The organism is Fusobacterium varium (genome assembly GCA_021531615.1).
Classification (GTDB): Bacteria; Fusobacteriota; Fusobacteriia; order Fusobacteriales; family Fusobacteriaceae; genus Fusobacterium_A; species Fusobacterium_A varium_C.
The window spans coordinates 1-9,626 of the sequence record JADYUE010000063.1 but is presented as its reverse complement, the minus strand read 5'-3'; the positions used below and the strand labels follow the sequence as shown (position 1 = coordinate 9,626).

Below are 9,626 nucleotides of genomic sequence, written 5' to 3'. Positions count from 1 at the left end.
ACAAGACAATAGACTAGATAAAATAGATGAAAAAAATCAAACACAAGACAATAGACTAGATAAAATAGATGAAAAAAATCAAACACAAGACAATAGACTAGATAAAATAGATAATAAAAATCAAGTACAAGACAATAGACTAGATAAAATAGATGAAAAAAATCAAACACAAGACAGAAGATTAAATAACCATGAAGCAAGAATTACTCATTTAGAAGATAGAGTAGATAGATTAGATGAAAAGATGAATGAAGGATTATCACTAATGGCAGCTATGAATGCAGTTGACTTCCAAAATGTACAAGCAGGAGAAATGGCTATTGGAGCAGGATTTGGACACTATGGAAATGCACAATCAGTTGCAGTAGGAGTAGCATATGCACCAACAGATAACTTTAATGTAAATGTTAAATACTCTGCAACAGCAGGAAATCCAGAATCATTTGCAATAGGAGCTGGAGCATCTTATAAATTTAAAGTTGGAAGATAATAAATTAAATAGTTAGAGAGGGCAGTTTTTTTACTGTCCTCTTATTATTGCTCTAAAATATTAGAATAGATAAAAGAGAACCAATTTTTCATTATTTACTTTTGTAAAGATCTATGATATCATTAAAGTAGAAACACCACCCATAAGGGTAATGGATTAATATAAGTTATAAAAAGTTCTGAATAATATAAGCCCTCAATTTTTGGGGGCTTGTATTATATACATGAGTCGTCAGAACACTTGTGTATATAAGACTTATATTAATTCGGAGGTGTTGTAATGGAATTTCTAAAAGAGCTGCTATTACAGGTGGTTGCAAGTATACTAGCTAGTATCATCTGTAACTGGATTGACAAAAATAGGAAATAGCCAACACACCTCGCCCTTATGGGCTTTTTTTGTATATTAATTCATTTTTTTTGAATGATTTTTACCCCAAAGAAGATAAGAGAGAACAAAAACCTTGAAAATTTCTGAAAAATCATTTAGTATAGATATATTAAACAAAAGTAAAATTTAAGAAAACAATGAAGCAAGATATACATTGAAATAACCTAGAAAATATGATAGGATAAATCAGATTCAGTATACTAAGCTTTATTGTAAAGCACTAACTATTTAAAAAATATTTTCTGAGATCAAGGAGGGAAAAATGAATTTAAGTAAAAAAGGGCTAGTATTGGGAGCAATTTTAGGAGTAGTATTAGCAGGGTGTGGCAGTGAAGAGAAAAAAGAGGACAAAAAAGTTGTAAAGACAATAATGAGCATGGATATAGATAGTTTAAACCCTTATAAGATGGTATCAAGTGGTACTGAAGAGATAATGATGAATGTATTTGAAGGGCTTGTAATGCCAGATGTAGATGGAGGATTAATTCCAGCAGTAGCAAAGGATTATAAAATATCAGATGATGGATTGACATATACTTTTACAATTAGAGATAATATTAAATTCCATAATGGGAACCCTCTTGATGTAAAAGATGTTGAGTTTTCATTGAGAAAAATGTCAGGTAGAGAGGGAGACACTCCAGCTCAAGCTATGTTTGCAAATATAAAGGATATTAAGATAACTGGGGATAATGAAGTCAGTGTTGAACTTACTCAACCAGATTCGGCTTTTATCTACTCTATGACAGAGGCTATTGTTCCTGATGAAAATAGAGATTCACTAGATAAAAATCCAATAGGTACAGGTGCATTTAAAGTAGCTAGTTATGAAAAAGAACAAAAATTAACTCTTACTAAAAATGATGATTATTGGGGAGAAAAGGCAAAGATTGATGATGTAGAGGTATTTGTAACTCCAAATGCTGAGACAGCTTTCTTAAAACTATTATCTGGAGAGATAAATATGTTACCTCGTGTTGACTCAAAAAGAGTAAATGAATTGAAAAACTTTAAAACAGTTTCAGGAGCTCAAAATACAGTTCAACTTTTAGCATTGAATAATAAATTTGAGCCATTCTCACATAAAGAGGTTAGAGAGGCTATAAATTTAGCAATAGATAAAGATGCTATAATAAAAAATGTAATGGGTGGACTAGGAATAAAACTTGAAACAAATATGAGTCCAATTATGAAAAAATATTGCATTGAAAATATAGGAGAAACTAGAGATGTAGAAAAAGCTAAAGAATTATTAGCAAAGGCTGGATACTCAGATTTAACATTTACAGTTAGAGTTCCAAGCAACTATATAATGCACGTTAATACTGCTCAAGTAATAGCTGAACAACTTAAAGAGGTTGGAGTTACTATGAATATTGAGACAGTAGAGTGGGCAACATGGTTATCAGATGTATATGGCGGAAGAAAACATGAGGCTACAATAGTAGGGCTTACAGGTAAATTAGATCCATATTCAATTTTAAGAAGATATGTTTCTGACTACCCAAAAAATTTCTATAACTATAGTAATTCTGAATATGATAAGCTTATAGCTGAAGCTAAACTATCACCTAATGAAAATAAAAGAATTGCAAACTACAAGAGAGCTCAAGAGATTTTAAGAGAGAATCATGTAGCAGTATATATAATGGATCCTAAGCTAATAACAGCAATGGACAAAAATATTGAGGGATTTGTATATTATCCTTTATCATTTATTAACTTCGCTAAGTTAAGCATTGGAGAATAAAGATGTTTTATTTAAAAAAATTTGTGAAAATGATATTTTCCATATTTTTAATAGGTACACTTTCATTTCTATTATTAGAGATGATTCCAGGAGACCCAGCAGCAGCAATATTGGGAGTTGAAAGCTCACCAGAGGATATTGAGTTATTGAGAGAGACACTGGGATTAAATAAGAGTTTTTTTGCAAGATATTTAGATTGGGGTAAAGGAGTATTAGTTGGAGATTTTGGAAACTCTTTCAAATACTCTGAACCTGTAATGAAATTGATTTTAGAAAGATTACCATTGACAATGGAGATAGCTTTAATCTCCATTGCAATAGTGTTTTTAGTTTCTATTCCACTATCATTTATTTTGTATAAAGTAAAAAATAAACATATAAAGAAATTTGGAGATTTCTTAGTTGGAATCTGTATATCTATTCCATCATTTTGGTTAGGTATAATATTTATGTTTGTTTTTGGGGTTATATTGAGATTATTTTCAGTAGGGTATAATAATAGCTTTACTTCACTACTTTTACCTTGTGCAGTGATAGCTATACCAAATATTGGAGTGATAACAAGATATATTAAGAGTAATCTTGAATATGAGATGAGAGAGGAATATATTAAATATCTTTTTGTTAATGGAATGAAGATGAAATGGTTAAATCTCTATATATTAAAAAATTCTATTTTACCAGTAGTTCCTTTAGCTGGAATGATGGTAATAGATCTTATTACAGGGATAGTTATAATAGAGCAGATTTTCTCTATTCCTGGAATAGGTAGACTTTTAATAACATCAGTTTTAACAAGGGATATTCCTTTGATACAAGGGCTTATTTTCTATACTTCAGTTGTTCTTGTGCTGATAAATTTCTTTATAGATATAATTTATTCTATAATAGATCCAAGAATTAAGGAGGAAAAATAGTATGAAGAGAAAATATATTGTTTTAATTCTTATACTTCTATTTTTAATACTATTTTTCTATCAAGATCCCTATGCAATAAATGATAATAAGATTTTAACTCCACCTAATTTAGAAAATATTTTAGGTTGTGACAATATGGGAAGGGATATTTTTAGTAGATTAATTTTAGGATCTTTTTATACCTTGTTGATAGCATCAGTTTCAGTTGCTCTATCAGTAATAGTAGGAACAATAATTGGAAGTATAGCAGGGTATTATGGAAAATCTTTAGATTCTATAATAACATCTTTTATAGAGGTAATAATAGCGATACCCTCAATTTTAATAGCTTTAGGAGTTATAATAGTTTTAAAAACAGGTTTTCTTTCTATGATAGTAGCAATATTTATAATTTATCTTCCAAGATGTGTAAATATGGTAAGGGGATTAGTAAAAAAAGAGAAAAATATGGAGTATGTAATAGCTGCTAAAACTTATGGAGTATCAAATATTAGAATAATCTTCTATCATATTTTACCTAATATAATGAAATCTGTTTTAATAAGTTTTACAACAGGGTTTGCAGGAGCTATTTTAACAGAGGCAGGTTTAGGATACTTAGGTTTAGGAATACAACCACCATATCCAACATGGGGAAATATATTAAATCAATCACAATCATATTTTTTATCAGCTCCTTGGTTTACTATTGTACCAGGGTTGGCTATAATATTTACAGTTTATCAGATGAATAAACTGGAAAAGAGAGGAAAAAGATTCTGATGATATTGAATATAGAGAAATTAAATTTAGAGATAGATGGAGAAAAACTTTTAAGAGATATAGATTTTCATATGGAAAAAGGTGAAGTAGTAGGACTTGTAGGAGAGTCAGGAAGTGGGAAAACGTTAACTACTAAATTTATTTTGGGAATTTTACCAGAACGTAGTATTATAAAATATGAGAAGTTTGAAAAAAATTGCAAAATAGGTGCAGTATTTCAAAATGCTTTTATCTCTCTAAATCCTACAATTAAAATAGGGAGTCAATTAAAAAAACTTTATGAATCACACTATGGAACAAGTGAAAATTGGAAAGAAAAAATAGTCACTCTTTTAGAAAAAGTTGGAATAAAGGATATTGAAAAGTTTTTAAAAAAATATCCCCATGAAACAAGTGGAGGAGAGAGACAACGGGTAGTTATAGCAGGAGCATTAATAGGAGAGCCAGATCTATTAATAGCAGATGAGGTAACTACTGCATTGGATTTGAGAACTAAAAAAGAGGTAATTAATCTTTTTAAAGAGATAAGAAAGAATTTAGGAATCTCAATCTTATTTATATCTCATGATTTAGATTCAGTGAGAGATTTTGTAGATAGAGTAAGTGTAATGTATCAAGGAAGAATAGTTGAAGAAAATAGTTGTGAAGAGATTTTTCAACATCAAGAACATATATATGTAAAGAAATTGATAGGACTTTCAAAAACTCTATGGACAAGAGGAGATAAAGATGTTTTTACAAGTTAAAAATCTAACTAAATCATATAGGATAGGGAGCTTTTTTTCAAAGGAGAAAAAGGAGATACTAAAAAATATAACCTTTGATGTAAAAGAGGGAGAGATATTTTCAATAGTAGGGCAGTCAGGAGCTGGAAAATCTACTATTGGAAAGATTTTATTAGGAATAGAAAAAGAGGATAGTGGAGAGATAGTTTTTCTAGGCAGACCTTTGGAGAAAAGAAAAGTGCAAGAGATACAGATGGTATTTCAAGATCCTTATAGCTCTTTAAACCCTGCTATGAAAATAGGAAGTATATTGGAAGAGCCATTGAAAGTAAATGGTGTAAAGGATAAGAATGAGAGAAGAAGAAGGGTAAAAGCTATGCTTAAAGAGATAGGCTTAGATGAAAATAGCGAGGATAAATACCCTTCAGAATTAAGTGGTGGACAGAGGCAAAGGGTAGTAATTGGAGCAGCTATGATCTTAAATCCTAAACTTGTTGTTTGTGATGAGCCAGTAGCATCTCTTGATCTATCAATACAAAATCAAATTCTTAATCTAATAAGAAAATTTAATAGAGAATATAGAACAACTTTTATTTTTATATCTCATGATTTAGGTGTAGTATATAATATATCAGATAGAGTTTTACTTCTTTATAAGGGAGAGATACAGGAATTAAGAGAAACTGTTGAGTTTTTCAAAAATCCTCAAAGTGACTATGGAAAATATTTTCTTGAGGGGATTGAAGTTGAGTAATACTAGAAAATTTTAAAAGGAGTGAATATGGAACTTTATAATATAAAAGTTAAAAATATTGATGGAAGTGAACAAAATTTAGAGGAGTATAGAGGAAAAGTTCTTCTTATTGTAAATACTGCTACAAGATGTGGGCTTAGTTCACAGTATGAAGGATTGGAAAAACTATATGAAAAATATAAAGATAAAGGTTTTGAGATTTTAAATTTTCCAAGTAATCAATTTTTAAAACAAGCTCCTGAACCTAATGAGGAGATAGCAAAAATATGCCAGTTAAAATATGGAACTACTTTTAAAACTTTTGCTAAAATAGACGTAAATGGAAAAGATGCAGCTCCATTGTATGTTTATTTAAAGGAGAAGGGAAAAGAGGAGATAGAAAATAGAGAGTCACTATCTTTTAAAGATAGAATTGCAAAGTTAGGAAATTCAATTTTAGGTAGTGAGATTAAATGGAATTTTACAAAGTTTCTTATAGATAGAGAGGGAAATGTAGTGAGAAGATTTGCTCCTACTGTAACTCCTGAAGATTTAGAAGCAGAGCTTGAAAAAGAGATATTAAGATAGGGAGCTGTTGCAGATTGATGATTTTATTCATTAGTTTGCACGGCTTTTTTATATATATCTTTAAATTTTATTAAATTTATGGTATCCTATTAAGATAAAAAGTGCTTAGGAGAAAAAATAATGTATAATGAAATAGATTTGCATTATATGAATTTTGATGATGCTTTAAGGGTTTTTATTACAAAATATAATGCTTTGTATAAAAGGGGAGAGAGAAAAGAGATAAAAGTTATACATGGTTACGGCTCAAAAATTTTAGATGGGGAAGCAGTAATTAGAACTAAATTGAGAGCATATTTTTCAAGAAATAAAGATTGTGTAAAAGTTAGATTAGATTTGAATGAAGGTGTTACATATGTAACACCTTTAAAAAATCTTCCTCTCCCTAAAAAGAAAAACAAGAAGAAATAAATAAATTTTAATAGAATGGAAGGTATATTATGTACATAAAAACAAAAAAGAGTATAGGAGAAGTAGAAAAAAATAGGATATTAGAGTTTTTAAAAAATAACAAATTAGGAAGTCTGATTATTGAAGATGAAGAAACTCTAAAAATAGGTGTATTAGGTGATAGAAGTAAAGTTGATATGGATAGACTTCTATCTTTTCATGGAGTAGATGAACTTGTAGTTATAGGAAAAAGCTACAAATTTGTAAGTAGAGAGTTTCAAAAACAAGATACAGTTATAGATATTAAAGGTAGAAAAATAGGTGGAGGAAACTTCATGCTTATGGCTGGACCTTGTGCTATTGAAAATAGAGAATCTGTATTTCAAATAGCTGAACAGGTAAAAAAATCTGGAGCTCAAATATTGAGAGGTGGAGCTTTTAAACCAAGAACATCTCCATATGATTTCCAAGGGTTAGGAGAAGAGGGGCTAAAATATATGAGAGAAGCTGCTGATAAGTATGATCTACTTGTAGTAACAGAAGTTATGGATAGTATGGATATTCCTCTTATCTCAAAATATGCTGATATTCTTCAAGTTGGAGCTAGAAATATGCAAAACTTTAGCTTGTTGAAGATGTTAGGAAGTTGTGGGAAACCTGTACTTTTAAAAAGAGGTTTAAGTGCAACAATAAGAGATTTTTTAATGGCAGCAGAATATCTTATGGCATATGGAAATAGAGAGATAATCTTGTGTGAAAGAGGGATTAGAACTTTTGAAACAATGACTAGAAATACAGTTGATATTAATGCTATTCCATTGATTAAGGAGAAAAGTCACCTACCTATAATAATAGATGCAAGTCATGGAACAGGAAGAAGATCTTTAGTTGAGCCTGTAACACTAGCAGGAGTTATAGCAGGAGCAGATGGGGCAATGGTAGAGGTACATGAAAATCCTGAATGTGCAGTATCTGATGGGGTACAATCTTTAGATTTTAAAGGGTTTAAAAAATTAACTGAGAATTTAGAAGAAGTTTTACAATTAAAAAAGAGACTGAAGTAGGGAGTGAATATGTATATAGAAGGAAATAACTATTTCAGAATAAAAGAGTTGGAAGATTTAGGAGTAGGAGCAATCTATACTTTAAAAAGTTATGGTGATGTGAGAAAACTTCCTAAGGAAAAATTTATTGAAGATTTTCAATTTGGAGATAGAAAGATAGTTGCTGGATATCAAACTCACACTAAAAATATTGAGATAATATCTAAAGATAGCAATATATTTTATTTTGAAAATACAGATGGATTTATAACAGATAGAAGAGATATAGTGATTTATACAAAATATGCTGATTGTCTTCCAGTATATATTTATGATGCTAAAAATAAAGTTGTCTCACTTGTTCATTCTGGTTGGAAAGGGACATATGAGGAGATAGCTTTAGAATCTATAAAATTGATGGAACAAAATTTTAATAGTAAGAGAGAAGATATAATAGTAGCTTTTGGAATTGGAATATCTCAAAAAAATTATGAAGTAGGAGAAGAATTTTTACAACAGTTTTCAGAAAAATTTTCTGAAGATTTAATAGAGGGAAGTTTTTTAAGAAAAGATGGAAAAATATATTTTGATAATCAGAAATTTAATTTTTTAAATCTAAAGAAAAATGGAATTTTAGAAAAAAATATAATAGTTAATGATTATTGTACTTATGAAGATGAAAGATTTCATTCTTTTAGAAGGGAAAAAGAGAGTTCTGGAAGAGCTGGTGGATTTATATATTTTAAATAAAGTTTTAGGAGGAAAGAAAAAATGAAAAAAAGTTTGATGATAATATTAGCATTGTTATCAATGAATCTTTATGGAGAAACTCTTTACGAAAGAGCTGTTAAAGATCTGAAAATGGAGGAATTAGCAGGAACTTACTCTCAAGAAAAAATTGAGAAATCTTTAAAAGGGTATAAGGCTAAAAAAGATAGTAGTAAAGCTGTATTAGTTGACTTAGGTGCTTTAACTATTGAAGATCTAAACACAGAGAAAAATGTTAATGAAAAATTAAGCAAATTTGTAACTGATTATATCAATGTTGAAGAAAATTATATTGGAAATGTTTCAGATAAAAATATAATTGAAAGATTAAATAATAAATGGAGCAGAGGAGAAGTAGTAGAGGATAGCTCACTAAATGCTATTTTAAATAGAGCTATGCTTAAAGGATTAACTACTGGATATAATATTAAAGATAGAAAAGATTATGCAAACTTTGATGAAAAACTTACAGCAAGTTATGGTCATAGTGATATGATTCATGCTTCACAAATTATTGGAATGTTGAGAAGTGAGGGAATAGATGCAAAGGTTCAATTGGAATTAAAAACTTCAGCATTTGTATATCTTCCAGAGTGGGGAGAATCAAGCTATGCTACAACAAAGATGCCAGATGGAACTATAATTGCTCATCCATTAGAATATGATTTAAAACTTCAATTTGAAAGTCAAAAAGATAAAGAGAAATTTTTTGATTTAATAGATAAATATGCTAAAAAAGATGATGAAAATGAGAAAGGGTTACTACATGAATCTTGGTGGCAACCATTTATCCAAACAGAGAAAGTCGATGGATATGAGATGCTTATAGATAATATAGTATCAGATAATAGATATGATGCTCATGTATTAACACTTCCAGAAAAATCAAAACCTTTAGTTGAAGAGTTAGCTAAAAATAAGAATATAAGAGTAAAAACTAAAGAGGTTTGGGTAAATCCTGCATTTTTTAGATTTATGTTAGGGGAATATAAATAGAAAAACAGGCTCTTTGTCAAATAGTGTTGGTGGAAAAAACAAATAAATTTTCAAGTAACTCCAGTGATTTTCG

At 29.4% G+C, this 9,626-nt stretch carries 11 protein-coding genes; all 11 read left to right on the top strand.

Annotation, left to right across the window (positions count from 1 at the left end):
* Positions 1–244: 244 nt before the first annotated feature.
* The 11 genes from I6E31_12095 to I6E31_12045 all read left to right on the top strand — a co-directional run bounded on the left by I6E31_12095 (position 245) and on the right by I6E31_12045 (position 9,553).
* The gene (locus I6E31_12095; GenBank protein ID MCF2640701.1) at positions 245–490 is read left to right on the top strand and encodes a YadA C-terminal domain-containing protein; all 246 of its coding nucleotides are present in this window, start codon (positions 245–247) and stop codon (positions 488–490) included.
* Between the two features lie 652 nt (positions 491–1,142).
* Entirely contained in the window at positions 1,143–2,630 is a 1,488-nt protein-coding gene (locus I6E31_12090; protein MCF2640700.1) for a diguanylate phosphodiesterase, read from the top strand.
* 2 nt (positions 2,631–2,632) lie between these two features.
* On the top strand, positions 2,633–3,547 hold the full coding sequence (locus I6E31_12085; protein MCF2640699.1) for an ABC transporter permease: 915 nt from the start codon (positions 2,633–2,635) through the stop codon (positions 3,545–3,547).
* 1 nt (position 3,548) lies between these two features.
* A complete protein-coding gene (locus tag I6E31_12080; GenBank protein ID MCF2640698.1) occupies positions 3,549–4,310 on the top strand; it encodes an ABC transporter permease in 762 nt (253 codons plus the stop codon).
* On the top strand, positions 4,310–5,056 hold the full coding sequence (locus tag I6E31_12075) for an ATP-binding cassette domain-containing protein (GenBank protein ID MCF2640697.1): 747 nt from the start codon (positions 4,310–4,312) through the stop codon (positions 5,054–5,056). Before I6E31_12080 ends, I6E31_12075 begins: the two co-directional genes overlap by 1 nt.
* Positions 5,040–5,789, top strand: coding sequence for an ABC transporter ATP-binding protein (locus I6E31_12070; protein ID MCF2640696.1), 750 nt, complete (start codon positions 5,040–5,042; stop codon positions 5,787–5,789). Before I6E31_12075 ends, I6E31_12070 begins: the two co-directional genes overlap by 17 nt.
* 27 nt (positions 5,790–5,816) lie before the next feature.
* Positions 5,817–6,356, top strand: coding sequence for a glutathione peroxidase (locus I6E31_12065; GenBank protein ID MCF2640695.1), 540 nt, complete (start codon positions 5,817–5,819; stop codon positions 6,354–6,356).
* A gap of 120 nt (positions 6,357–6,476) precedes the next feature.
* A complete protein-coding gene (locus I6E31_12060) occupies positions 6,477–6,767 on the top strand; it encodes a Smr/MutS family protein (GenBank protein MCF2640694.1) in 291 nt (96 codons plus the stop codon).
* Positions 6,768–6,796: 29 nt separating this feature from the next.
* A complete protein-coding gene (gene aroF, locus I6E31_12055; GenBank protein MCF2640693.1) occupies positions 6,797–7,810 on the top strand; it encodes a 3-deoxy-7-phosphoheptulonate synthase in 1,014 nt (337 codons plus the stop codon).
* A gap of 9 nt (positions 7,811–7,819) precedes the next feature.
* Positions 7,820–8,539, top strand: coding sequence for a peptidoglycan editing factor PgeF (pgeF, locus tag I6E31_12050; GenBank protein MCF2640692.1), 720 nt, complete (start codon positions 7,820–7,822; stop codon positions 8,537–8,539).
* Positions 8,540–8,560: 21 nt separating this feature from the next.
* Positions 8,561–9,553, top strand: coding sequence for a hypothetical protein (locus I6E31_12045; protein ID MCF2640691.1), 993 nt, complete (start codon positions 8,561–8,563; stop codon positions 9,551–9,553).
* Positions 9,554–9,626: the final 73 nt, after the last annotated feature.

Excerpts from the sequence above, each read along its gene's own strand:
- I6E31_12070 (MCF2640696.1), top strand. The coding sequence starts at position 5,040 with ATGTTTTTACAAGTTAAAAATCTAACTAAATCATATAGGATAGGGAGC.
- pgeF (MCF2640692.1), top strand. The coding sequence starts at position 7,820 with ATGTATATAGAAGGAAATAACTATTTCAGAATAAAAGAGTTGGAAGAT.
- I6E31_12085 (MCF2640699.1), top strand. The coding sequence starts at position 2,633 with ATGTTTTATTTAAAAAAATTTGTGAAAATGATATTTTCCATATTTTTA.
- I6E31_12095 (MCF2640701.1), top strand. The coding sequence starts at position 245 with ATGAATGAAGGATTATCACTAATGGCAGCTATGAATGCAGTTGACTTC.
- I6E31_12075 (MCF2640697.1), top strand. The coding sequence starts at position 4,310 with ATGATATTGAATATAGAGAAATTAAATTTAGAGATAGATGGAGAAAAA.
- I6E31_12080 (MCF2640698.1), top strand. The coding sequence starts at position 3,549 with ATGAAGAGAAAATATATTGTTTTAATTCTTATACTTCTATTTTTAATA.
- I6E31_12090 (MCF2640700.1), top strand. The coding sequence starts at position 1,143 with ATGAATTTAAGTAAAAAAGGGCTAGTATTGGGAGCAATTTTAGGAGTA.
- I6E31_12065 (MCF2640695.1), top strand. The coding sequence starts at position 5,817 with ATGGAACTTTATAATATAAAAGTTAAAAATATTGATGGAAGTGAACAA.
- aroF (MCF2640693.1), top strand. The coding sequence starts at position 6,797 with ATGTACATAAAAACAAAAAAGAGTATAGGAGAAGTAGAAAAAAATAGG.
- I6E31_12045 (MCF2640691.1), top strand. The coding sequence starts at position 8,561 with ATGAAAAAAAGTTTGATGATAATATTAGCATTGTTATCAATGAATCTT.
- I6E31_12060 (MCF2640694.1), top strand. The coding sequence starts at position 6,477 with ATGTATAATGAAATAGATTTGCATTATATGAATTTTGATGATGCTTTA.